The organism is Pseudoalteromonas sp. A757, assembly GCF_004103285.1.
GTDB classification, from domain to species: domain Bacteria; phylum Pseudomonadota; class Gammaproteobacteria; order Enterobacterales; family Alteromonadaceae; genus Pseudoalteromonas; species Pseudoalteromonas galatheae.
On sequence record NZ_QNQN01000069.1, the window covers coordinates 50957 to 75608 of the forward strand.

General features: G+C 42.6%; 20 protein-coding genes. 15 read left to right on the plus strand and 5 right to left on the minus strand.

What is annotated here, in order from left to right:
• Position 1 precedes the first annotated feature (1 nt).
• Positions 2-1501: an AMP-binding protein gene (locus DRB05_RS12120; RefSeq protein ID WP_161568684.1), complete on the minus strand. Its 1500-nt coding sequence runs from the start codon at positions 1499-1501 to the stop codon at positions 2-4.
• 1015 nt (positions 1502-2516) lie between these two features.
• Positions 2517-4856 carry a winged helix-turn-helix domain-containing protein gene (locus DRB05_RS12125; RefSeq protein ID WP_128727177.1) on the minus strand — a complete coding sequence of 780 codons (2340 nt, stop codon included), beginning with the start codon at positions 4854-4856 and terminating at the stop codon, positions 2517-2519.
• Between the two features lie 372 nt (positions 4857-5228).
• On the opposite strand from DRB05_RS12125, the gene mnmE reads away from it, so the two are divergent.
• On the plus strand, positions 5229-6593 hold the full coding sequence (gene mnmE, locus DRB05_RS12130; RefSeq protein ID WP_128727178.1) for a tRNA uridine-5-carboxymethylaminomethyl(34) synthesis GTPase MnmE: 1365 nt from the start codon (positions 5229-5231) through the stop codon (positions 6591-6593).
• A gap of 71 nt (positions 6594-6664) precedes the next feature.
• Here mnmE and DRB05_RS12135 read toward each other — a convergent pair whose 3' ends face one another.
• From DRB05_RS12135 to DRB05_RS12145, 3 genes are all read right to left on the minus strand, one after another.
• Positions 6665-10252, minus strand: a complete 3588-nt coding sequence (locus tag DRB05_RS12135; RefSeq protein WP_128727179.1) for a hypothetical protein — start codon at positions 10250-10252, stop codon at positions 6665-6667.
• Between the two features lie 126 nt (positions 10253-10378).
• Positions 10379-10684 (minus strand): hypothetical protein, encoded by a 306-nt coding sequence (locus tag DRB05_RS12140; RefSeq protein WP_128727180.1) that lies wholly within the window; start codon positions 10682-10684, stop codon positions 10379-10381.
• 166 nt (positions 10685-10850) lie between these two features.
• Positions 10851-11051 (minus strand): hypothetical protein, encoded by a 201-nt coding sequence (locus DRB05_RS12145; protein ID WP_125253654.1) that lies wholly within the window; start codon positions 11049-11051, stop codon positions 10851-10853.
• A 440-nt stretch (positions 11052-11491) separates the two neighbouring features.
• Between DRB05_RS12145 and DRB05_RS12150 the strand changes: the two genes are divergently transcribed.
• From DRB05_RS12150 to atpD, 14 genes are all read left to right on the plus strand, one after another.
• Positions 11492-12289 (plus strand): isocitrate lyase/phosphoenolpyruvate mutase family protein, encoded by a 798-nt coding sequence (locus DRB05_RS12150; RefSeq protein ID WP_128727181.1) that lies wholly within the window; start codon positions 11492-11494, stop codon positions 12287-12289.
• 409 nt (positions 12290-12698) lie between these two features.
• Positions 12699-13136 (plus strand): FMN-binding protein MioC, encoded by a 438-nt coding sequence (gene mioC, locus DRB05_RS12155; protein ID WP_128727182.1) that lies wholly within the window; start codon positions 12699-12701, stop codon positions 13134-13136.
• A 422-nt stretch (positions 13137-13558) separates the two neighbouring features.
• Positions 13559-15448, plus strand: a complete 1890-nt coding sequence (mnmG, locus tag DRB05_RS12160) for a tRNA uridine-5-carboxymethylaminomethyl(34) synthesis enzyme MnmG (RefSeq protein ID WP_128727183.1) — start codon at positions 13559-13561, stop codon at positions 15446-15448.
• A 15-nt stretch (positions 15449-15463) separates the two neighbouring features.
• Complete coding sequence (rsmG, locus tag DRB05_RS12165) at positions 15464-16084, plus strand: 16S rRNA (guanine(527)-N(7))-methyltransferase RsmG (RefSeq protein WP_128727184.1); 621 nt, start codon at positions 15464-15466, stop codon at positions 16082-16084.
• 14 nt (positions 16085-16098) lie between these two features.
• Positions 16099-16884, plus strand: coding sequence for a ParA family protein (locus DRB05_RS12170; protein WP_010376876.1), 786 nt, complete (start codon positions 16099-16101; stop codon positions 16882-16884).
• A 15-nt stretch (positions 16885-16899) separates the two neighbouring features.
• Entirely contained in the window at positions 16900-17838 is a 939-nt protein-coding gene (locus DRB05_RS12175; RefSeq protein ID WP_128727185.1) for a ParB/RepB/Spo0J family partition protein, read from the plus strand.
• Positions 17839-18127: 289 nt separating this feature from the next.
• A complete protein-coding gene (locus tag DRB05_RS12180) occupies positions 18128-18508 on the plus strand; it encodes an ATP synthase subunit I (protein ID WP_128727186.1) in 381 nt (126 codons plus the stop codon).
• A gap of 15 nt (positions 18509-18523) precedes the next feature.
• The gene (gene atpB, locus DRB05_RS12185; protein WP_010376880.1) at positions 18524-19381 is read left to right on the plus strand and encodes a F0F1 ATP synthase subunit A; all 858 of its coding nucleotides are present in this window, start codon (positions 18524-18526) and stop codon (positions 19379-19381) included.
• A gap of 78 nt (positions 19382-19459) precedes the next feature.
• On the plus strand, positions 19460-19693 hold the full coding sequence (atpE, locus tag DRB05_RS12190) for a F0F1 ATP synthase subunit C (protein ID WP_010376881.1): 234 nt from the start codon (positions 19460-19462) through the stop codon (positions 19691-19693).
• A gap of 49 nt (positions 19694-19742) precedes the next feature.
• Positions 19743-20213, plus strand: coding sequence for a F0F1 ATP synthase subunit B (atpF, locus tag DRB05_RS12195; protein ID WP_010376882.1), 471 nt, complete (start codon positions 19743-19745; stop codon positions 20211-20213).
• Positions 20214-20228: 15 nt separating this feature from the next.
• Positions 20229-20762 carry a F0F1 ATP synthase subunit delta gene (atpH, locus tag DRB05_RS12200; RefSeq protein WP_125253645.1) on the plus strand — a complete coding sequence of 178 codons (534 nt, stop codon included), beginning with the start codon at positions 20229-20231 and terminating at the stop codon, positions 20760-20762.
• A 14-nt stretch (positions 20763-20776) separates the two neighbouring features.
• Positions 20777-22318, plus strand: a complete 1542-nt coding sequence (atpA, locus tag DRB05_RS12205; RefSeq protein WP_128727187.1) for a F0F1 ATP synthase subunit alpha — start codon at positions 20777-20779, stop codon at positions 22316-22318.
• Between the two features lie 52 nt (positions 22319-22370).
• The gene (gene atpG, locus DRB05_RS12210) at positions 22371-23231 is read left to right on the plus strand and encodes a F0F1 ATP synthase subunit gamma (RefSeq protein WP_125253643.1); all 861 of its coding nucleotides are present in this window, start codon (positions 22371-22373) and stop codon (positions 23229-23231) included.
• A 32-nt stretch (positions 23232-23263) separates the two neighbouring features.
• Positions 23264-24649, plus strand: coding sequence for a F0F1 ATP synthase subunit beta (gene atpD / locus DRB05_RS12215; RefSeq protein WP_125253642.1), 1386 nt, complete (start codon positions 23264-23266; stop codon positions 24647-24649).
• Positions 24650-24652: the final 3 nt, after the last annotated feature.

Sequence of the window (24652 nt, forward strand, 5' to 3'; positions counted from 1 at the left end):
GTTATGCCACTTCCTCTAAATGCATGAGGCGTTTGCGAACCACTTTGCCATTATCATTTCTTGGTAACGCATCAATCATCGTGATCAGGTTTGGACGTTGATAGCTTGATAGGTTTTGTGAACACCAGTGATTAACTTCGCGCTTCAAAGAGTGGCTATCGACCCCCTGGCGAGGCACCACCCAAAGGCTTGGTTTAATGAAACCATCGTCTGCTTCATAAGGAACCATGGCGAGTTCAAGAATGGTAGGAAAGTTATGCGCTAACTTAACTTCTATTTCAGAAGGCACAACCCAACGGCCATTTACTTTAAAGAGATCGTCCGAACGGCCTTTGAAATGCAGTTCTCCATTTTCGTCAATGGCAGCTAAATCACCAGAGTTATACCAACCATCAACGAACTTGTTCTGAGTGGCGGCCGAATTTTTCCAATAACCCAATGCCATACTGGGCCCTTTCACCCATAAGTTCCCTGTTTTCCCCTGCGCAACGGGCTGCTGATTTGCATCTCGGATAGACACTTCATATCCTGATAGCGGCTTACCTAGGCTATTACAACTCGCTGTTTGTGGCGTATGTGAGCAAAATATGTGGCACAACTCCGTTGAACCCAGACCGTCAACGATCCGAAGCCCAAACTGCTGATCCCAACTATTGAAAATACCAGAAGGCAATGCTGAGCCCGCTGAAATAGCTAATCGCACGGAGCTAACGATAGCATGGCTATTATGAAGTGAGGCTAAGCCGTGATATATAGCGGGAACACCAAAGAATAAAGTAGGCTGATAGCGACTCAAGTTTGCCGCTACACGTTCTATTGTTGGCCACTCACTATCGAGCACGACTGTCGCTTGAAGCTCTAATGGAAAAATCAAACTATTGCCCAAGCCATAACCAAAGAATGACTTAGCAAGCGAATAGAAAACATCTTGTTGGGTTGCACCCAGAGTGTTTTTGGCAAAATACTGTGCAATGTACAGTGCATTTTCGCTAGAGTGCATCACACCTTTTGGATTGCCTGTCGTGCCTGAAGTATATTGCATAAACGCAACATCACTGGGATCACGGAAAAAATAGTTATTCCAAGCTACATCCCCATAACTAAGCATGGTTTGGTAAGTAACTTTGTTGGTTTTATTGCCTTGATGAAAAAACTGGAAAGTGGTTCTGCCATTTTCCTCAGATACATAAATACTCGCATCGCTGTCGCCAATAATGTAAGTAAGCGCAGACTCACTCAGCTTCGGGTTGATCACGATAGGGATCGCGCCAAACGCCAAACTAGCTAGAAAACAAGTGTGTAGTATTGGACTGTCATTTAATCCGATAACGACACGGCTGTCTTTTTGTAGACCGATTTGTTCAAAGGCACTCGCCAACTTAGCCATCGAACTTTTTAATTGCTCATACGTAATTTCGCAGTCCTGATGAGCAATTGCTATTTTCTCTGGTACTTCACAATGGTGCAGCCAACGCTCGGCTAAGTTAATTGTATTACTCATCTTAACCATTCCTTCGAGTTGTCAAAGAAGGTTCTTATTACTGTCTTAACCACCCTGTTGTTGCCATTTAATGTAATCATTTCCCCGTCCTTTAAAGTTTCCGCTTCTATTGACCACCGCGCCAAAAGACACAAAAAATAAACAATAGAAACCTTCAACACACAAAATTTACAACACAACCTGTTGTTTATTACTAAACACCCTCATTCCCAGGCCATGTAAAGTGCGCACATAAAGTAGCGGAGAATGAACACCCATAGCGACAAAAAAGACATCAAAGATATCTAAAATAGATAAAAAGCCCATAACCATGATTAGTTAAAAACTAATAAACGCATGATTAAAAAGCTTTTATTTGTTTTTCTTTTTTGTAGCTAAGTTTTATTAAAAATCTAAAAAGACAGCCTAATGAAGCGCTGATTAATTCTAAGGGGAACTCACCAATACGCTTTTTTATATAAATTTACGCAAGAGATGACAATTAACAAAACACAAAACGAATTAACAAAAACAAAACATTGATAAGGTAACGATTGACTGGATAGTAAATGTCTAAAAATTTAGGAATGAGAAATTGAAATGCCAAATAGGCTACTCGAGTTAAAAAATGACACAGAGCAAGGAAGGCTAGTTTACGAAGAAAGAACAAGGTTTAGCGTACCAAGTCGATTAAGTTTCTGGTCAATTGAGAGAGTAAACCCGGTACTAGGCACATTAAAAAATGTCTTATGTAGAACTAAATTCCAAGCCTAAAAATAGAGCTGAGAGGATAAAACACAAAGACAATAACACTTTGACTTTATGTGTGTTTTTAGTTTTATAGGTGAAAGTGCGGAGCAATAAATGCGTGTTTTCACGATATCTAGACCTCAAGAAGAAAGCGCTCGATAGCACTCGCTTCTTGTTACCAGCTCATACCTATTCTGTAGGTAAAGCGGGCCTATAAATTTATCGTCAAACGCCCCCTTATCCAAAGCTTATGCTTCTAGAGGCATCACTAAAAACCAAGTGGGGATTACATTCCCCACTCTGATTCACAGTAAACGGAGTAAGGTTTTTGCCACTGATCTATCAAGGTACTTATTGAGTTGTCATTTTGGATCGGCATGACACGCGTTGCAAAGCCTAATAAGCGCTCATCTTGCTCTCTCCACAACCCAGAAAAGCTTGATTTACTTTGCAGCAACAGCTTTTCTGCCTCATCAAACTGCTCCAGCTGTAAGTGTGCGATCGCCGCATAATCAAATAATAACTTTTTATTCTTGCTATCATCAAACAGTTCAATAGCCTTGCTGTAATTACCTAGCTGCAAATAAGCGTACATTAAAGAATAATCCGCATACGCCTTAGAGTCATTTAATCCTAAAGATTGGTATTTAATCTGTGCTCTCGTTAATTTAGGTAATGCTTTTTGATACTCCTGCTTGATCAATAATGTCCACCCATGTAATAAGTGTGCGTCAGCCTGTATGTGAGGATAATCTCTGACATTGGATGATTCCATTTCAGTAAAGATACCGTCGGCAGCATCAAGTAAATCAGGATCGACTAAACTAATCCCCAGATCCATTTTCCCCATAGCTTCAAGCAGGCGATTGCGATAGTAAAGCGGCGAGTTTTCTAGTCCAGTATTAAACTCACTTTGCGCAATTTGCAGATACTTTAATGCTCGCTGCCCGTCGTGAAGCTGAATGTAAAAGAAGCCAAGATAATTTGCGATCTTAATCTTATAAATGATTTCTTCTTGCTCTATTGCTAGCTCCAGCGCCTTTTTTAAGGCCTTCGCTCGGCTGTTAATATCAGCAACAAAGTTCTGACCAATCGCAAAATACGTTTGCATTAATAAACTCAAGTTATTATTTTTTTGATAATAACTAAGAGAGCGGTGCAAGCTTTCTAAGCTTTCGTTTAAATTAACATCGGTGACCTGCTCAGGCCTCGCAGCTGGTGGACTACCAATGTAGTAAAGCCGCGTCGCTTCTGTGCTGACATCATTTTGTAAGTTAATACCGACTTTCGATAGATTGACGTAATCTTTGTACAGTTCCCATTTTTGCTGTTTTGACGCAACATCTGAAAGTACCAAATAAATACGTGAGCGGATCACTTCATTTGAGAGCTCTTCACTATTTGCCAACGCCAACTTGAGCAGTCTTTCGGACTCTTCGTAATTCCCTAATACTTGTTCCAATTCCCCCCAATAAAACAACAACCGTACACGTAAATTAGACTGAGCCTGCAGTTCTGTATCTTCTTCTAGCTTTGCAAAAAGTGCTTGTGCTTTCTCAACCTGTCCTGTTCGCCAGTATGAACGAGCCAACTCTATCAATGCATGGGTATTACTTGGATCATGCAAGCTAGATGCTTCAAAATATCGAATAGCTAAACCAACACCATGAGTCTCTAGTGCGTGCAGCCCTTCTAAGTAATCTTTGGTTGAGAATTGATTATCAGACACCTTAAAAGTACTTAATTTATTGGTTCCTTTGTTAAATTGTTTGATAAAGCTATTTGCCAAATCAGGAAGTGATAAGTCTAGCCCCTCACTATAAATCACTCCTTCTTTCCGCTCCCCATTTGGCTGCGATAGCTGGTACCTAAACACAAATCGGCCAAACTCTTGAGAAACTGATGCTAACATCCACTGATCAGCTCGACCACTTACCACAATACTATCTAAGGCTTGTTCCTGATTACTAAATTTGGGGCTTTCTGCCGCAAGCAACTGTAAAGCGGTATTATCAGGGACAACATTATAATTTGGTAATTCCTTTAACCCTTCGATCAGCATATGCCTGAGGCTATAATTCAACCAATCAAGTTTTGTTTCGCCAGTTTCATTAATAAATGGCGCGATTAATATTCGACGAATATGGTTTTGCTGGGTTTGTGCTGTAGAATTTATAATCGAGTTTGTGTTTGATTGATAAAGTAATCCAGCCGATACAACCAAAGCAAAAATACCCACGACCATAAAAAGAATATAGGGATTTTTATGTCCTAAATTAGATGTTTTTTGATTGACCGGTTCGGGCTGTGTTTCTTCTTGCTCTAATTCAACTTCCGTTAGCCAGATATAACCACGCTGAGGGTACGTTTTAATGAATACGGGGTCATGAACGTTGTCGTTTAGCTGTTTGCGTAGCTCCCGAATACTCTGAGTAAGTGAACTTTCTCTATATTCACCATTGATCCAGATTTCGGATAACAATTCTTCTCTGGTGATTACACGGCCCGCATTAATAAGAAAATATTCGAGTAACTGAGCAAGTTTAGGGCGTAATTGAATAGAGCCTTCTTGGTGGTACAACGCGCCAAGCACCGAATCAAAAGTATAGCCCTTGAATTTATACAACGTAATTCCTTAACATTATTCATCTAGCCAACTTGGCTTTGGGTTACAAAACGACGTCCAACATGACACACAATTTTAACAAAAATACACTGTATTTAAAGTAAGACATTCAGCTAGCATTATATGCCTGCTTCAATGAAGTTAATACTATTTAACTATCTATTAAACGAACAAATAAAGTCTTTTTTATTAAAAATGAGATAAACGACCATTTTTTTGCCGTTGTCTTGATCCAGTACAAGTCTTCATGCTTCACTACATATCCATTTTTGCTACAGTTTATAACAGCAAACACGCCCCAGCATGGCTGAGTCTGTTGCTTTGCTGTACAATTCATTTATCACCTCGTATTTCCATTAGAATTAGTAAATCATGATTGCACAAGACACCATAGCAGCACAGGCTACCGCTCCGGGTCGCGGTGGCGTTGGCATTATTCGAGTATCTGGTAGTAAAGCCAAAGAGGTCGCCGAGCAAATCTTAGGTAAATGCCCTAAAACTCGCTATGCCGAATACCTGCCATTCAACACCCTAGCAGGTGAACAGCTTGACCAAGGCATTGCGCTGTTCTTTCAAGGACCAAACTCATTCACAGGAGAAGATGTGCTTGAGCTACAAGGCCACGGTGGTCCGGTTGTCCTTGATATGCTGCTAAAGGAGATAAGCCAAATCGAGCAAGTGCGCTTGGCAAAGCCTGGTGAGTTCTCAGAACGTGCTTTTATGAACGACAAGCTAGACTTAACGCAAGCAGAAGCTATCGCAGACTTGATCAACGCCACCAGCGAGCAAGCTGCAAAAAGTGCACTACATTCACTGCAAGGTGACTTCTCTAAACATATCAACGCATTGGTCGAAAAAGTAATTCACCTTCGTATGTATGTTGAAGCTGCAATTGATTTCCCCGATGAAGAAATTGATTTTCTATCAGATGGTAAAGTCGCAGGGGATCTTGAGAGCATTATTCAGCAACTCGCTGAAGTGCGTAAACAAGCCAAGCAAGGCAGTATTATGCGTGAAGGTATGCGCGTGGTGATTGCAGGTCGTCCTAACGCAGGTAAATCATCGCTACTCAATGCCTTAGCTGGCCGTGAAGCCGCGATTGTTACAGACATTGCAGGTACCACACGGGATGTACTGCGTGAGCACATTCATATCGATGGTATGCCGCTTCATATTATCGACACTGCAGGACTTCGTGATAGTCCAGATAAAGTAGAACAGATAGGCATAGAGCGTGCTTGGGAAGAGATCCGTGGTGCCGATCATGTACTGTTTATGGTAGATGGCACAGAAACCCACGAAACCGATCCTGCGAAGATCTGGCCTGATTTTATCGAACAACTACCGCAAGGTATGGAGATTACGGTGATCCGCAATAAAGTCGATTTGAGCGGTGAAGCCATTGGCACAACAACGAGTGATGGCCATACTCTTATTCGCCTGAGTGCCAAAGATATTCAAGGCATTAATTTATTGAGAGAACACCTAAAAGCCTGTATTGGATTCACAGGTGCAACTGAGGGCGGCTTTATGGCTCGTCGTCGTCATTTAGACGCCCTAGAACGCGCTGCTGAGCACCTAGAAATAGGCCAAACTCAGCTAGAGATGCACATTGCCGGTGAAATTCTGGCAGAAGAGCTGCGCCTAACCCAGCAATACCTCAATGAGATCACCGGCGAATTCACCTCAGATGATTTGCTAGGCAAAATCTTTAGCTCATTCTGTATCGGTAAATAACCTGAGCTTCGGATAAATAATCCAAATATTTGAGTTGTCATACGCCCGATGTTCGGGCGTATGACTATACACTAACTACAGTAATGGCTTACTGCTTCTTTTACCTTACGAGATTTGTCTTTTTTCAATGGAGCTAGCAATACTTCAGCATCTGCTTCTTGGCTTAATATTTCAGGAAGTTCAGCGCGGCGACCCGCGTGTAGGTAGCTCAAACTCTGTTTAAAACTGCCATATTGGCCACGAGCATGTGCCACAATAAACTCACGACACACGTCAAAATGGCTGCGCTTAATACAAAACAGCATCAGGTGTTCGGATTTAACGCCGATATCAAATAACCAGGCGAGTAAAAATGCCATACCGGTCTCGGATGCTTCACCTTCATACTCATCGCTGTTTGATAGATAAGTCTCAAAATCAATTTCATTGTGTGCCAGTTGGTGTAACAACCAAGGTTGCTCCATTTGCGCTTCAATTAATTTAAAGCCGCGATAGTCATGATTAAGAAGCAGACGTACCAGTTTGTTGCGACGCTTAACATCTAGCATCCACACAAATTGACGCAGACTATACATGTGGTATTCATCGGCATCGATACGCATAAACTCGGTGGATATTTGCTCTTTGAACAGCGCAGCCATGGCGTCAAACTCTATTTCGTTATCTAGATAAGCCATCGTTTGTTCAACAATCCCGTTAATACGATTGGACTGCACTTGAAGTTCAGCAACGCGCTTTACAATAGCAGCACGTTCAACCTGCTCTGAGAATACCAATAAGGGTCCCGATGACAGTCTGTCTTCATACCAAGCAAGCGGCACCTCATGATCGGCCATCACAATCACATAATTGTCTCCTTGCTGCTGCAACACAGTGCAGGCTTCCCAACTTCGACCATCAACATGACAAGGTTTATCATGTATTGAAAGACTATCTGCCACAATGGCTTTATGCAGCTTCTTTGGTAACTTTTCACCTTCACCGAAATACAGACAATCCTTACCTGACTCGTGTGCCAACGCATGCTCCCAAGAGTGCAGATTTAATTGCGCAAAAATATCTATCGCACGGCGCAAGTTATGATCAAAGTCGACTGCAACTTCAGGATGTTTGAGCGAAACATGATGTAAAAACTCAACTTTCGTGCGCTCATTAATATACGCAAGCCCCCGCTCCATGGCTTTGGCTTTTTTACGCCCCATGCTGCCAAACATACTGGTATCATCACTGACTATTTCGCTGTAAATCTCTATCCAATTTACGTAACGCCCGAAGTCATAACGTTGATAACTCATTTCATAGGCATTCAGAATACCGCTATCTATTCCAGCTTTACTTAAGTGCTCATAGACATCAATCCCATCGAGTATATTGTTAAACTCTATATCCCAATGATCATCTGAATAAGCACGAAGCACATTGCGTGCAACCCTAACTGGCGCCAATGCAATAATAAATTGCCACAAACGATCTGCTTTATTTTGTAAGGGTAAAGGTAATTGCCGCAACCAAAATGCGGCTAAGGTAAAGCGCTGAAAGTCATCATCATGATCTTTAAAAAGCTGATAACTGGGTTGCTGCTCACTAAATTTGTTTAAGTAAAGATCGCCGCGACAGCACTCATCTCGATACAAGTGTGGCTGTACTAGTGCCAATATACTGACCAAATCATCTCGCGGCGTGTCTGCAGTAAAGTGATCACAGATCCGCGCTATTTGTTCCTCAGATAACCCTAGGTTTTCAGGGTTATAATGGTCTGACTTTTTATGACATTTTTGAATTATGTGCTGGGCAGCGAGTTGCCAAATATGATTGTCGTTAAGATAAGTTACCAGTGCCTCTGTAATATCGTCGCCAATACGCTGATTGTAATCACAATGAAGGTGATAGCTGGCCAGTGTCATTAAGCCCATATCCGATTGTGGCCACTGCTCTGGATGGCACAGCGCACGGGATGAGCGAAAATGCTCATCAACCAACTTAAGATGCTTGCGGCACAGTAATTCATCTTGGTTGGTGAAGTGATGAAATATCGATTGGATGTTTTTGGCTTTGGCACTTTCTGCTGCGCTCTCAATATCAGATAAGGAGAGTTGAGTGTAGCGCTGATAATAGGCTTCTCTAGAAAGTAGCGCCTCATCACCTTCGGTAAGTGATGTCATCATATATTTACTAAACTCACGTTTACCTAGAGCATAATAAAATACGTCAATCACGCGCAAGTATTGCTGAGCGCGAGCTTGTAGTAAGCTCGTTTCTGTGTCTTTGCGTACCGTAAGCGTCAGCACCATGCCATTTGGTTGTGTATATTCAACTTCTTCACTGAAGTGCTCAGTCAGTAAATCGCCCCGTACAAGACTGAGCACCGACTCCAATTCGTCGGCTATACCTTGGTTATTGCGCTCGAAACTACTCAATTGATCAATAAGATGCTCAGCCATGTCACTGGCATGCAGTTTCGCTAATTCAAGTACATCAACTTCACAGAGTGTTTCTAACACGGTGTGTGGCTCACCACTTTCAATATAGCGCCACAATGATTCACCTTGGGGCATAGCTAGCACTAAGGGCTTCAATAAATTGCTACCATAGTTAAGCTCATATTTTCTCTCGTCTCTGGCGAGATAGGCGCGATAGTTTGCACGCGCAGTAATGGCACTCTGTGCTATTTTAACGAGCGGCCCTACAACCTGTGATTGGACTTTTTGCTGTAAATCATACGCTTCATTTTCGAGCGTGCTGCCAAAAAACGGCATTGCCATAAAGCTATCTTTGGCTTCTTCATCGTCATAAAAACAAGTATGAGGGAATAGCGATTGGTATAGAGACACGACGGGTTGATAAGTACTTAAGTCTTCTTCTTCATCCTCATCGCACATAGTATCGACATGCTCAAGTAATACAGGCTCTGCTTGGAAACGTGCAACGACTAATGCTTTAAATTGTTCGTAGTGCTCGGGGTGCTGGCATAAATATTCCCCCAATGGCTGGTAGCTACAATCGTCACTATATCGATCATTTTGGAACATGCCAGATCTAAAGCTCTCGTTGTCACACCATATAAATGCTTTGATTATTTCTTTGTGCCAGCCATGCTCATGAAGCAATGAACTTAAATAGCTTTCGTAACCGCAGGCATGCTCATCATCCCAGTAAGGCACAAAAAACTGTGCAAGCAAGAAGGTGTACCGTATATCCGTCTTTGCAAGCATATATAATGCTTCTACGCCAAATACCCGCATATCATCAAGCCACATTTCGTCTGTGTCGTTTTGGCGTCGACTATAAGCAACGATGGCTTCGGCGGTTTCTACAACAACCTCTTTAATTTCAGGATATTGCAGAGCTGCTGCAAACAGAATGACTTCAGAAATATAAGTTTCAGTATCATCATCTATAGGATGGTTATAGTGGTGCGATCCGCCTTCTTGGCCTAAGTTTAACGCAGACTGCAGCAACTTAAGGTTGTTGCCGCTATCTTGTGGTTGTAGGCGGCGTTTACCGTCTTTTCCCAGTTGCTTAAACTCAACATCAAATTGACTATCGCTAAAAGCCCTATCCTCATCTAATAAAGCTTTATATTGTGTTAATGCTAGTTTGATTTGTTGCGGGTCTTGAATATCCAGCGTGATAATCTGGTTTTTATCGAATTGATTCATGTCGTTATTTCTAATTGAATTTAACGTATAGCCGCACTAATCGGACTATAGAGTAGAAAAATAATGAAGCACAGCTCTGTAAACTGCGGTAATTTCAAGTAAATATTTAAAATCAGCGGGTGTCGATTACGAGCTAGTATCGTCAGCTTGCAGCTCTTTTAACCTATCGATATCTATTTGGCAGTCCTGCTTTGCCTTTTTCTGTTGATCGGGTGTCATATCATTCCAATGAATATAACCACCGTGCGCGTGTGGTGCATTGTATAAATAGTTAGCGAATTTCTTGTTGCCACTACCTGAGACTAACCCCCTCACAGAACCCTGTTCATCAGCGGCCCATAGTGCAACACGTTTAAATTCCAGCTCTCCAGAAGCGCTAATACGAAATGAATACCAATCTTCAGCAGCACTAATGTGCAGTTCCTTATCCATGCTTTACCTTTTATAGTTCCTTAAAGTCGAAGCTATTATTTCCAATCTTAATGATGAGGTCAATACAACAGATAAATTAAGTCTTTGAATTATATTAATAAAAAGTAAAATGTAAGGTAATATCGTTGGCAACAACACATATACCAACGCATATCAATTCAATGTATTAGATGGGTTTAACAGGGTGTAGTACCGAAGATTCAGGTCTAACAGGATGCAATACTGAAGACTCAGGTCTAACTGGGTGCAGTACTGAAGATTCAGGTCTAACAGGATGTAAAACAGACGACGCTGGATCTAATGGATCCAAAACACCACTACCACCAGAAATACTAGATAGCGCACTTTTTTCAATTAATTTTTTCATCTTTTTTCCTTAATTTTGCGGTTATGTAACAGCTATTAGTAAGCACTTTGTTTATATGGCTCTCTCAAGTACGAGAAGTAAGCCATAAACACTTCATTGTTCAACCCAAATCCAGTTTTGAGGTGGAAATAGATACTATTACCAGAGCAATCCTTGCCGTGTTGTTCAATTCACCATCAGTATTAACATCAAAGCGAATGACATAACAAGTAATGAGGAAAAAAATAAAAACTATAAATATCAATAACATGAATAAATAATAAAAATACTCATATTGCAAAAACTAACTCTAACTGCATAAAAATAATACATATTTTTTTAAATAACATTTTCACCTTACTTTTTCGTGAAAATGTGTATCAAAATGTTGAGTGCCAAATTTGGCCAGTCCAACATCCATAAACTGCGTACCCTAAGTGTGTCAACTTAGGAGAAATAAAATGGATCAACGTACAACTTTTAAAGCCCTTCATCAAAACACTAGCCCGCTCTTTATCGCTAATTGCTGGGATCCTTTATCGGCACTTATTATTGAGCAGGCTGGTGGCAAAGCTGTTGCGACAACAAGTTGGGGCATGTCAAATCATCAGGGCTATAAAGATGGAGAACAACTCACATTTGATCATGTACTACAAACAGTAAGTGCCATTCTTAAGGTGATCACTATTCCATTAAGTGTTGATATTGAGGCAGGCTACAGCGCGGATCAAAATCAGATCATCAAACATATTATCCAATTGGCCGACCTTGGCGTTGCAGGTATCAATATTGAAGACAAGCCCAGTCACCAGAGCAGCTTACGCGATATAGCATCACACCAAGCGCTATTGCAGGCAATCAAACAAGCATTACATCATCGCGGTTTCAAACACTTCTTTATCAATGCACGTTGCGATCTTTGCTTACAACCACATTGGACGGAAGCGACGCTTCATGAGCGTGCGCTCGCTTACCAAACAGCAGGTTGCGATGGCTTTTTTATTCCTGGTTTAACCGACACCGCGATGATAAAACGCCTAACAGCCCTGCTTTCAATTCCAGTCAATGTGATGTTGTTGCCCGGATTTAGTGATAAACAGGCGTTAGCTGAGTTAGGAGTCAAACGTATCTCATCAGGTAATGCACTCAGCGATCATGTGATAGCACAGCAAGAGTCAGCCACTAAAAAACTGCTCGAAGAGCATACGGTTGAGTTCTTATTTGAGCAACCAGTTCTCACAACTAGGCTGTCAAGCTAAATTAATCCCGAAATCTGACCGGTTTTTTAGACTCTTTTATTATATGGATCTAACTAAATAGATCTAAAAGTCTGGATCGACTTCTGGCTTTTAGATCGTTATCCACAACTCTTCATCCACAACCTCAAAATCCATTCAAAAACAGCGAAGTTCTTACTTCTTCAATCGTAGTTCCAGCGTTATAAAAGCACTTTTAAGCGCAGCTATCCCATAGATTATCCACAAATAGATCACCAAGTTAAGCTCAGGAATATTTTATTTTTCTCTTTCCTTTCATATAGATAAATAAAGAAAATAAAAATCACACATTATTTGTGCAAATATTTTTATCCAATAACTTCAAAGCCCTCTTTACATATTCATGTTAAACGCTAAGATGACGCGCAACACGACTTAGGTAAGGGTAATAATGCAAACTTTAGATCTTATTGTAGGCAGCCAAATGGGATCAGCAGAATACGTTGCTGAACAGCTAATGGAATCGCTTGAATCTCAAGGCTATACCGTAAATTTGCATGAACAACCTGAGCTTGAAGCTTGTCAGCAAGCACTGTGGCTGGTGGTGACATCAACCTATGGAGCCGGTGACTACCCAGAAAACTTACTACCTTTTATATCAGCGTTAAAAGCGAGTTCGGATCTGAGTCAGCTACGCTTTGCAGTAGTGGGAATTGGTGATTCAAGTTACGACACCTTTAACCACGCAGCTATTAATCTTGCTGATTTACTTAAAGAAAAAGGTGCAACACAGCTGTTAGACATAGAAAAGATCGATGTTTTACACCCAGATCTACCAGAAGATACCGCTATTGCTTGGTTACCTAAGTTTGTTGAATGTGTCGCTTAACGCTGCGACATTGAAATACACAGAAGTTATTCACAAATTCAGTCTATTTTAGATCGCATTGTGGATAACCTATGATCTAACTGCTGATCTATGCTTACTTATCCATTGGATAAAAAAATTCAGATCTAGCCCTGTGAATAAAGTGGCAAATTGATCAAAGGTTTTAGGCCTGTTGATCCGATCTAATTCACATCAATTGATCTTAGTTAAGCAATTGGATCTCAACAGGAATACAAAACTATTCACAGATCAAAGGATCAGTAATAGTAAGATCAATAAAGATCTTTAAAAAGATCCTTATATATTTTAAGTGATCTCTTTTTTGCGTTGTGCAAAGTTTAACCATTTCACTTCTGGTTAATTCTAGGTAGAATACGCATCCTTTCTAAATTTGCTCGGTTGTTTTAAGTAGGATCCCGTAAATGATTTATCATGAACATTTTGATGTCATCGTTGTTGGTGGTGGACACGCAGGCACTGAAGCTGCACTTGCAGCTGCTCGTATGGGTATGAATACCTTATTGTTAACACACAATATGGATACCTTAGGCCAAATGTCGTGTAACCCAGCTATTGGTGGGATTGGTAAAGGTCATTTGGTTAAAGAGATTGATGCACTTGGTGGTGCAATGGCCAAAGCAATCGACAAAGGTGGGATCCAATTCAGAACACTTAATTCATCGAAAGGCCCAGCAGTACGAGCGACTCGTGCTCAGGCAGATCGCGCATTGTATAAAGCTGCGATCCAAGACATCCTGCAACAGCAAGAAAACTTAAAGATCTTCCAACAGTCTTGTGATGATCTTATTGTTGAAGGCGATCAGGTAAAAGGTGTCGTGACCCAAATGGGTTTGCGTTTTAGCGCTTCGTCAGTAGTACTAACCGTTGGTACTTTCTTAGGTGGTCAGATCCATATTGGTTTAGAAAACTTTAAAGGCGGCCGTGCTGGCGATCCACCTTCTATTGCTTTGGCTGAGCGTTTACGTGAAATGCCTTTTCGAGTTGATCGTCTAAAAACAGGTACACCGCCACGTATCGATGCAAGAACGGTTGATTTTTCAGTGATGCAAGAACAACCAGGCGATAGTCCGACTCCGGTTTTCTCGTTTATGGGCAAAGTGTCTGATCATCCAAAACAGATCCCTTGTTATATCACCTATACCAATGAAAAAACCCATGATGTGATCCGCAATAACTTACATCGTTCGCCTATGTATGCAGGCGTGATTGAGGGAATTGGTCCACGTTACTGCCCTTCAATTGAAGATAAAATTGTGCGTTTTGCTGATAAAGAAAAGCATCAGATCTTTGTAGAACCTGAAGGCTTAACATCATACGAGCTATATCCGAATGGTATCTCCACCAGCTTACCATTTGATATCCAACTGGAGATCGTGCGTTCTATTAAAGGCTTTGAGAATGCGCATATTTGTCGTCCTGGCTATGCAATTGAGTATGACTTCTTTGATCCGCGTGACCTTAAGCAGTCATTGGAAACAAAGTTTATCAATGGCTTATTCTTCGCAGGTCAAATCAATGGTACAACCGGTTATGAAGAAGCCGGTGCACAAGGTTTGATTGCGGGTATGAACGCAGCACTTCAAGTTCAAGGCCGTGAAGCATGGACACCGCGCCGTGATGAAGCTTATGCAGGCGTGTTGATCGATGATTTAGCCACGCTTGGTACAAAAGAACCTTATCGTATGTTTACCTCTCGTGCTGAATACCGTTTGTTACTGCGTGAAGACAATGCGGATTTACGTCTAACAGAAAAAGGTCGCGAATTAGGTTTAGTTGACGATGAACGCTGGGCTGCATACAACGATAAACTTGAAATCATGGAACAAGAAGCACAGCGTCTGCGCAATACTTGGATCCATAAAGATCATCCAGCACTTGATGCGGTAAACGAACTGCTGAAAAAGCCACTAGTACGCGAAGCCAGTCTTGAAGATCTGATCCGCCGTCCAGAGGTTAATTATCATGACCTAATGGCAATTGAAGGATTAGGATCTGAGTTTGATAATATTCCAGCCCTTGAACAGGTTGAGATCCAAACTAAGTACGCCGGTTATATTGCGCGTCAACAAGATGAGATTAATAAACAGCTTCGTCATGAAGAGACATTACTGCCTGCTGAGTTTGATTATGCTCTGGTAAGCGGTCTGTCAAATGAGGTTGTGGCAAAGCTAACTGATGCTCGTCCACAAACGATTGGCCAAGCTTCACGTATTTCTGGTATCACCCCTGCTGCTATTTCGCTATTATTAGTGTATCTGAAAAAGCAAGGGCTATTACGTAAGTCGGCGTAATAGCAGTGGAACACTGTGTTATTAGAACAATTGAATGAATTACTCGCTGATACCTCAATCGAGCTCAGCGAACAACAAAAGCAGCAGTTGGTCGAATATGTCCAGCTGCTGGATAAATGGAACAAAGCCTACAACCTCACATCCGTTCGCGACCCAAAAGAAATGATGGTAAAACATATCATGGACTCTTTGGTTGTTGCGCCACACCTAACGGGCAGTCATTATATTGATGTAGGCACCGGACCGGGTTTACCGGGTATGGTATTAGCGATAGCTAGACCGGACATCAATTTTGTTCTTCTTGATAGCCTTGGTAAAAGAATTCGATTTTTAATGCAGGTAAAACATGGGCTTGGTATTGAGAATGTTACCCCTGTACAGTCTCGAGTTGAAGAATATCAGCCAAGTGTTAAATTAGACGGTGTACTCAGCCGTGCTTTTGCATCACTACAAGATATGATCCAGTGGTGTTCACATTTAATCGATAACCAAGGTGTATTCTTAGCACTTAAGGGGCAATACCCTGCGGATGAGCTAGAACACCTACCAAACGGCGTGAGTTTATCGCAAGATATTAGTTTAGTGGTGCCCAAGCTTGAAGGTGAGCGCCATTTAATCATTCTTTCTAAAGATTAATTGTCGAGGACAATGTGGCAAGAGTCATTGCAATAGCAAACCAAAAAGGTGGTGTTGGTAAAACAACCACGGCGGTGAATTTAGCCGCGTCCATGGCGGCGACTAAACGTAAAGTTCTGTTGATCGATCTCGATCCTCAAGGCAATGCAACCATGGGCAGTGGCGTTGATAAATACGCCGATGTCGCAACGGTTTATGATTTGTTGATCGAAGAAGCGCCAATGGATCAAGTGATCACCACAGAAACCAGCGGCGAGTATCATTTGATCGCAGCGAATGGCGATGTAACCGCGGCAGAAGTCAAGCTGATGGAGTTGTTTGCGCGCGAAGTGAGACTACGCAACGCCCTTGAGACGATAAAAGATAAATATGAATATATATTCATCGACTGTCCACCTTCATTAAATATGCTAACGGTAAATGCCATGGCTGCCGCCGATGCAGTTTTAGTTCCGATGCAGTGTGAATATTATGCACTGGAGGGATTAACTGCTTTAATGGACACCATTACCCAACTCGGTAAGTTGGTGAATCCAGGATTGCAAATTGAAGGCATTTTACGCACTATGTATGACCCGCGTAATCGTCTAGCTAACGACGTATCTGAGCAGTTAAAACAACACTTTGGCGATAAAGTGTACCGGACTGTGATCCCTCGTAATGTGCGATTAGCGGAGGCGCCAAGTTTTGGAGCGCCTGCGATGTATTATGATAGAGCATCAAGCGGTGCGAAAGCTTATCTAGCGCTAGCGGGTGAAATGCTAAGACGCAAAGAAAAGCAAGCAGCTGCGGTTGCCTAAGAGGATAAAAAGAACATGTCGGTTAAAAAACGTGGTTTAGGCCGAGGGTTGGATGCCCTACTCAGCTCAGCTAAACCTAATCCAAGTACTGCAGCACCTGTACCTAATCAACAAGAAGCCGTTGCGACAGTCAGTGAAGCGCCTGCTGAATCGGCGGTTGAACAAGAGTTACAACGATTACCTATTGAGTGGCTAACGCCGGGTAAGTATCAGCCGCGCAAAGATATGTCAGAGCAGGCACTTGAGGAACTGGCTAGTTCGATCCGTTCGCAGGGGATTTTACAGCCAATTGTGGTGCGTAAAGTTGCCACGCAAAGCTTTGAAATTATTGCCGGTGAAAGACGCTGGCGTGCGGCACAGTTGGCTAAGCAAGATACCGTTCCTTGTTTAATCAAAGATGTGCCGGATGAAGCGGCTGTTGCTATTGCGCTTATTGAAAACATTCAGCGTGAAGACCTCAATGCAATGGAAGAAGCAATTGCGCTAGATCGCTTGCTTAATGAATTTGAACTCACGCATCAGCAAGTTGCCGATGCGGTTGGCAAATCGCGTACGACGGTCACCAATTTACTTCGTCTCAACAATCTCAATGATGATGTAAAAATCTTGTTGGAACATGGCGACATAGAAATGGGCCATGCTCGCTGTCTACTTGCCCTAACTGGTGAAGCGCAATCTGAAGCGGCGAGAACTGCTGTGGCTAAAGGATTAACTGTAAGAGAAACCGAAAAACTGGTTCGTACCATTTTAGAGCCTGTCGAGAAAAAAGAAGCGAAGCAAAAGGATCCTGATGTGAAGCTGCTTGAGCAGCAATTACAGGAAAACTTAGGTGCTAAAGTAGAGATCAACTACAACCAGAAAGGCAAAGGTAAACTGGTTATTTCCTATGCTAGTTTGGATGAACTTGATGGTATTTTGGGGCGTATTAACCCTGAAATGAATGAAGCTGACTAATTGTAAACTTAACTAATTGACTAATACGTGAATGCGGTGCTTGCTTTTGCGCCGCTATTTCCGTACCGATATGCTGTGAAATAGCGAGAATACTAATAACTTTGATGGAAAAATAGCCACTCTTGTATAGGCTTTAATTTAAGCTTTCTTCCCTACCAAATTTTGACCTATTTGGCGTCCAAAAAGCGTCACATTTCGTCTCGTCAAGTTGCAAATTAAGCAGAAACAAGTATAATTTCGCCAGTTTTCATACCCTGATAAAATTTAACGTCATTAAGGTTAATATAAAGTGACTCATTCGTTAGCCCGCCCATATCGGCGAGCCGCATTAAAAGGTGTTTTGATTCAGGGTATCGTAGCATTAGTCGCTGCAGTAATCGTTTTTATAGGTTGGGGAGTACAAGCCGGAGTTTCAGCGTTAGCTGGCGGCGCTGTGTTGGTACTCCCTAATTTTGTATTTGCTGCTTACGCCTTTCGATTTATGGGTGCGAGCAAAGCAAATCAAGTATATTCCTCGATAAAACGAGGAAATGGATTAAAATTTTTGCTAACTGTTGTGCTCTTTGCACTGATTTTTAAGCATTTTTCAGTAATGATGCTGCCTTTTTTTGGCGCTTATATGCTCGTGATGCTGACACAATGGTTGGTCCTGATTTTTTTTAATCATTAACTTTTGGGATAAAACATGGCTGCAGAAGAAGTTACTCTATCAAGCCATATTCAGCACCACTTGACCAATGCCAAGATGTGCTCGACCGATGCCGGTCTTGCCTTCAACAAAGCATGTGCGGATAGTGGTTTCTGGACATGGCATGTAGATACCCTCGCATGGTCAATCGGTTTAGGTCTAATATTTTTATGGATCTTCCGAAGTGCCGCTAAAAAATCCACTATAGGTGTTCCTGGTAAATTCCAGTGCTTTATCGAAATGGTTGTTGAGTTCGTTGGTGCCAACGTTCGTGACACATATCACGGTAACAGCAAGTTAGTTGCACCTCTAGCCCTAACGATTTTCGTTTGGGTATTCTTAATGAACTTGATGGACTTAGTTCCAGTTGACTTCCTACCTGCATTTGCTGGCTTTGTTGGTGAACAAGCATTTGGTATGGATTCACACGATGTGTACATGAAGATTGTACCTACAACAGATTTAAACATGACCGCAGCACTGGCGCTAGGTGTGTTTATTCTGATGATCGGTTATTCAATTAAAATCAAAGGCATCGGTGGCTTTATTGCAGAATTAACATTGCACCCATTTAGCTCTAAAAACAAACTAATGATGGCAGTGTTGATCCCGTTTAACTTACTACTTGAAACAATCGCATTGGTTGCTAAGCCATTCTCGCTAGCACTACGTTTGTTCGGTAACTTATACGCAGGTGAGATGATCTTCATCCTTATCGGTGCAATTGGTTTGATGCAGTTACCACTGCACTTCGTGTGGGCAGTATTCCACATTATGGTAATCGTGCTGCAAGCATTCGTATTTATGATGCTGACTATCGTTTACCTCAGCATGGCTAGTACAGAAAGTCACTAATCAGCTGAATAATAAAGATTTTTACAACTTAAATTTAAACTTAAACTTTAATTTACTATTAAAACTTTGGAGATAAAAATGGAAATCGCAGTTGCTATTAAACTTATCGCTGTTGCACTACTAATCGGTTTTGGTGCTATCGGTACTGCACTAGGCTTCGGTAACATGGGTGGTAAGTTCCTAGAAGCATGTGCTCGTCAGCCTGAGCTTGCGCCTTCACTACAAGTTAAAATGTTCATCCTAGCTGGTCTTATCGATGCCGTTGCAATGATCGGTGTAGGTATCGCTATGTACATGTTGTTCGCTCTTTAATATTGCAAAATACCTGAAACGAACAACTGTCAAGTAAGGAGGAGCGGTCGTGAACTTAAACGCCACTCTAATAGGTGAATTAATCGCATTTGTGGTCTTCGTATGGTTCTGTATGAAGTTCGTATGGCCACCACTAAATGGTGCGATTGAAGCTCGCCAAAAGAAAATTGAAGATGGTTTAGCAGCATCTGATGAAGCTGAAAAAGAACTTGAGCGCGTACGTGCACAAGGCGCTGAACAGCTGAAAGAAGCGAAAGCACAAGCGGCTGAAATCATCGAACAAGCTAAGAAGCGTGCTGCGCTAATTGTTGACGAAGAGACAACTCGTGGTCAGCAAGAGCGTGAAAAAATCATTGCTCAGGGACACTCTGAAATTGAGTCTGAGCGCAACCGTGTGAAAGAAGAGCTGCGTTCACAAGTCGCTGCACTTTCTATCGCAGGTGCTGAGAAGATTTTAGAGCGTGAAATCAATCAAGCCACACACAGTGACATCGTTGAAAAACTTGTCGCTGAGCTTTAAGCAGGGGGTATGAGCATGTCTGAATTGACTACTATCGCTCGCCCATACGCTAAAGCGGCTTTTGAACTTGCCGTTGAAAAAGGCACAGTTGAAGCTTGGAATGAAATGCTGTTCTTCGCTGGTCAAGTTACCAGCGACGAACAGGTTCAGGCGCTACTTGGTAGCATTGCTACTGAAACACAGCAGTCTGAAATCATTATCAAGTTATGTGCTGAGCAACTCAACGAACAAGGTCAAAACCTTATCAAGCTGATGGCCGAAAATGAGCGTTTAGCTGCCATTCCAGCTGTTGCAGAGTTGTTTGCTGAATTTAAAGCAGACTATGACAAAGAAATCGAAGTAGATGTGGTTTCGGCAACAGCGCTTGCGGATGATGCGCAAGCAAAATTGGTCGCGGCACTTGAGAAACGTTTCGCACGCAAAGTTAAGCTGAATTGTAGCATCGACGAAGCCATTGTAAGTGGCCTTGTGATTAAAGCCGGTGACACCGTAATTGACGGTTCTGTTCGCGGCAAATTAGATCGTCTTGCGACGTCGCTACAATCGTAATTGGGAAAAAGAGCATGCAACTTAATTCCACAGAAATTTCTGCACTGATCAAGCAACGCATTGAACAGTTTGAAGTTGTAAGTGAAGCGCGTAACGAAGGTACTATCGTATCTGTTACCGACGGTATTATCCGCATCCACGGTCTTGCTGACTGTATGCAGGGTGAGATGATCGAGCTTCCTGGCAACCGTTATGCTATCGCACTAAACCTTGAGCGTGACTCAGTAGGTGCTGTAGTAATGGGTCCATACGCAGACCTTAAAGAAGGCGTAAAAGTTAAATCAACTGGTCGTATCCTTGAAGTACCAGTAGGCCGTGGTCTACTTGGTCGTGTTGTTAACACACTTGGTGAGCCAATCGACGGTAAAGGCGCTGTTGATAACGATGGTTTTGAACCAGTTGAAAAAATCGCACCTGGCGTAATCGAGCGTCAATCAGTAGATGAGCCAGTACAAACTGGTTATAAGTCTATCGATGCGATGATCCCAGTTGGTCGTGGTCAGCGTGAGCTTGTGATCGGTGACCGTCAGACTGGTAAAACAGCACTAGCAATCGATGCTATCATCAACCAAAAAGACACAGGCGTTAAGTGTGTGTACGTAGCGGTTGGTCAAAAAGCGTCAACAATTGCAAACGTAGTACGTAAACTAGAAGAGCACGGTGCACTTGCAAACACTATCGTAGTAGTTGCTTCTGCATCAGAATCTGCAGCACTACAATTCCTAGCGCCGTTCTCTGGTTGTACTATGGGTGAATACTTCCGTGACCGCGGTGAAGATGCACTAATCGTATATGATGATCTGTCTAAGCAAGCTGTTGCTTACCGTCAAATCTCACTACTACTTAAGCGTCCACCAGGTCGTGAAGCATACCCAGGTGACGTATTCTACCTTCACTCACGTCTTCTAGAGCGTGCGTCACGTGTAAACGCTGACTACGTTGAGAAGTTCACAAATGGTGAAGTTAAAGGTAAAACAGGTTCATTGACGGCATTGCCAATCATTGAAACTCAAGGTGGTGACGTTTCTGCATTCGTACCTACCAACGTTATCTCAATCACTGACGGTCAGATCTTCTTGGAAACTGACTTGTTCAACGCAGGTATCCGTCCAGCGGTTAACGCTGGTATCTCGGTATCTCGTGTAGGTGGTGCAGCGCAAACTAAAATCGTTAAGAAACTAGGTGGTGGTATCCGTCTAGCGCTAGCTCAGTACCGTGAACTAGCAGCGTTCTCTCAGTTCGCTTCTGACCTTGACGATGCAACGCGTGCACAACTTGAACACGGTGAGCGTGTAACAGAGCTAATGAAGCAGAAACAGTACGCACCAATGTCTGTTGCTGATATGTCATTATCGCTATTTGCAGTAGAGAAAGGCTTCTTAAAAGGCATCGAAATCAACAAGATCCTTGATTTTGAAGCAAGCCTAATCGCATTTGCTAAGAGCGAGTACGCAGAGCTAATGGCTCAAATCAATGAAACTGGTAACTACAACGCCGAGATCGAAGCGCAGCTTAAAGAACTTCTAGAGAAGTTCAAATCTACGCAAACTTGGTAATGTGTTATTAAGGTGAGTAGGGAACTACTCACCGAGATTCGGAGAGAGAGTCATGGCCAGCGGAAAAGAGATAAAAAGCAAGATCGGGAGTATCAAGAATACTCAAAAGATCACCAGCGCAATGGAGATGGTTGCCGCTTCTAAAATGAAGAAGGCACAAGAACGCGTAGCGTCTAGTCGTCCATACGCTGAAAACTTACGCAAAGTGATCGGTCGTGTTGCTCAGGCTAATCTTGACTTCACTCATCCGTTCTTACAAGAACGCGAAGTGAAGCGAGTTGGTTATATTGTTATCTCTACAGACCGTGGTCTATGTGGTGGTTTGAACTCAAACGAGTTCAAAAAAGTAGTAAGAGACGCAAAAGCGTGGAAAGACAAAGGGGTTGAGGCAACGTTCGCAGCTCTAGGCAGCAAGGCTGCTGGTTTCTTTAAGCGTTTTGGCGGTGAGCTAGAAGCCAAGAAGACCGGGTTAGGAGATACGCCTTCAGTTCAGGATATTATTGGTCCTGTAAAAGTAATGCTTAAAGCATTTGAAGAAGGCAAAATTGACCGCTTATTTGTTGTGTACAACCAGTTTGTCAACACAATGAAACAAGAGCCTGTTATCGATCAGTTATTACCTTTGCCAAAAGCTGAAGAAGATGTATCAGCTCACGCTTGGGATTATCTATATGAGCCAAGCCCAGAGGCGATTTTAGAGACGCTATTAGTGCGCTTTATTGAGTCTCAGGTCTACCAAGGTGTAGTTGAGAATGCTGCCTCTGAACAAGCTGCCCGTATGGTTGCGATGAAAGCCGCAACAGATAATGCAGGTGGCCTGATTGATGAGCTACAGCTGGTATACAACAAGGCACGTCAGGCCGCAATCACACAAGAAATTAGTGAGATTGTGAGCGGTTCGGCTGCCGTATAACGCTTCGGCAAAGTTTAATAAGAGGAATAGACATGAGTTTAGGTAAGGTCGTCCAAATTATCGGCGCCGTTGTGGACATCGAGTTTCCACAAGACAACGTGCCAGCCGTATATGACGCACTAAAAGTTACAGAAGGCGACTTAGCTGGTTTGACACTAGAAGTGCAACAGCAGCTAGGTGGCGGTGTGGTACGTGGTATCGCACTAGGTAGTACTGACGGTCTACGTCGTGGTACTCCAGTACAAGGTACAGCTGAGCCAATTAAGGTTCCAGTTGGTACAGCAACACTAGGTCGTATCATGAACGTACTTGGTGATGCAATTGATGAAGCGGGCCCTATTGGTGAAGAAGAGCGTTGGTCTATTCACCGTGCAGCACCATCATACGAAGAGCAGAGCAACTCAGTTGAACTTCTAGAGACTGGTATCAAGGTTATCGACCTTGTATGTCCATTCGCTAAAGGTGGTAAAGTTGGTCTATTCGGTGGTGCGGGTGTAGGTAAAACCGTAAACATGATGGAACTTATCCGTAACATCGCAATCGAGCACAGCGGTTACTCAGTATTCGCAGGTGTTGGTGAGCGTACTCGTGAGGGTAATGACTTCTATCATGAGATGAACGACTCAAACGTACTAGACAAAGTATCACTAGTATACGGTCAGATGAACGAGCCACCGGGTAACCGTCTACGTGTTGCACTAACTGGTCTTACAATGGCTGAGAAGTTCCGTGACGAAGGTCGTGACGTACTATTCTTCGTAGATAACATCTACCGTTATACACTAGCAGGTACTGAAGTATCAGCACTTCTAGGCCGTATGCCTTCAGCAGTAGGTTACCAGCCTACACTAGCTGAAGAAATGGGTGTTCTACAGGAGCGTATCGCATCAACTAAGACAGGTTCAATCACTTCAATCCAAGCGGTATACGTACCTGCGGATGACTTGACTGACCCATCTCCAGCAACGACGTTTGCTCACTTAGATGCGACAGTAGTACTTTCTCGTGATATCGCGTCTCTAGGTATTTACCCTGCGGTAGACCCTCTAGATTCAACTTCACGTCAGCTTGACCCACAAGTTATCGGTCAAGAGCACTACGACACAGCACGTGGCGTTCAGACAGTTCTTCAGCGTTATAAAGAGCTGAAAGACATCATCGCAATTCTAGGTATGGACGAGCTATCTGACGAAGATAAGCAAGTAGTATCTCGTGCACGTAAGATCCAGCGTTTCCTATCTCAGCCATTCTTCGTTGCTGAGGTATTTACAGGTGCACCTGGTAAATACGTATCTCTTAAAGACACAATCTCTGGCTTTAAGGGCATCCTAAACGGTGATTACGATGATATGCCTGAGCAGGCATTCTACATGGTTGGCTCAATCGACGAAGCAGTTGATAAAGCTAAAAACATGTAATTA

Bases quoted from the DNA above. Each gene is read 5' to 3' on its own strand.
- atpD (WP_125253642.1), top strand. From the start codon at position 23,264: ATGAGTTTAGGTAAGGTCGTCCAAATTATCGGCGCCGTTGTGGACATC.
- mnmG (WP_128727183.1), top strand. From the start codon at position 13,559: ATGATTTATCATGAACATTTTGATGTCATCGTTGTTGGTGGTGGACAC.
- DRB05_RS12150 (WP_128727181.1), top strand. From the start codon at position 11,492: ATGGATCAACGTACAACTTTTAAAGCCCTTCATCAAAACACTAGCCCG.
- DRB05_RS12145 (WP_125253654.1), bottom strand. From the start codon at position 11,051: ATGAAAAAATTAATTGAAAAAAGTGCGCTATCTAGTATTTCTGGTGGT.
- DRB05_RS12120 (WP_161568684.1), bottom strand. From the start codon at position 1,501: ATGAGTAATACAATTAACTTAGCCGAGCGTTGGCTGCACCATTGTGAA.
- atpA (WP_128727187.1), top strand. From the start codon at position 20,777: ATGCAACTTAATTCCACAGAAATTTCTGCACTGATCAAGCAACGCATT.
- atpG (WP_125253643.1), top strand. From the start codon at position 22,371: ATGGCCAGCGGAAAAGAGATAAAAAGCAAGATCGGGAGTATCAAGAAT.
- atpH (WP_125253645.1), top strand. From the start codon at position 20,229: ATGTCTGAATTGACTACTATCGCTCGCCCATACGCTAAAGCGGCTTTT.
- atpB (WP_010376880.1), top strand. From the start codon at position 18,524: ATGGCTGCAGAAGAAGTTACTCTATCAAGCCATATTCAGCACCACTTG.
- mioC (WP_128727182.1), top strand. From the start codon at position 12,699: ATGCAAACTTTAGATCTTATTGTAGGCAGCCAAATGGGATCAGCAGAA.
- atpE (WP_010376881.1), top strand. From the start codon at position 19,460: ATGGAAATCGCAGTTGCTATTAAACTTATCGCTGTTGCACTACTAATC.
- mnmE (WP_128727178.1), top strand. From the start codon at position 5,229: ATGATTGCACAAGACACCATAGCAGCACAGGCTACCGCTCCGGGTCGC.
- DRB05_RS12140 (WP_128727180.1), bottom strand. From the start codon at position 10,684: ATGGATAAGGAACTGCACATTAGTGCTGCTGAAGATTGGTATTCATTT.
- DRB05_RS12175 (WP_128727185.1), top strand. From the start codon at position 16,900: ATGTCGGTTAAAAAACGTGGTTTAGGCCGAGGGTTGGATGCCCTACTC.
- DRB05_RS12135 (WP_128727179.1), bottom strand. From the start codon at position 10,252: ATGAATCAATTCGATAAAAACCAGATTATCACGCTGGATATTCAAGAC.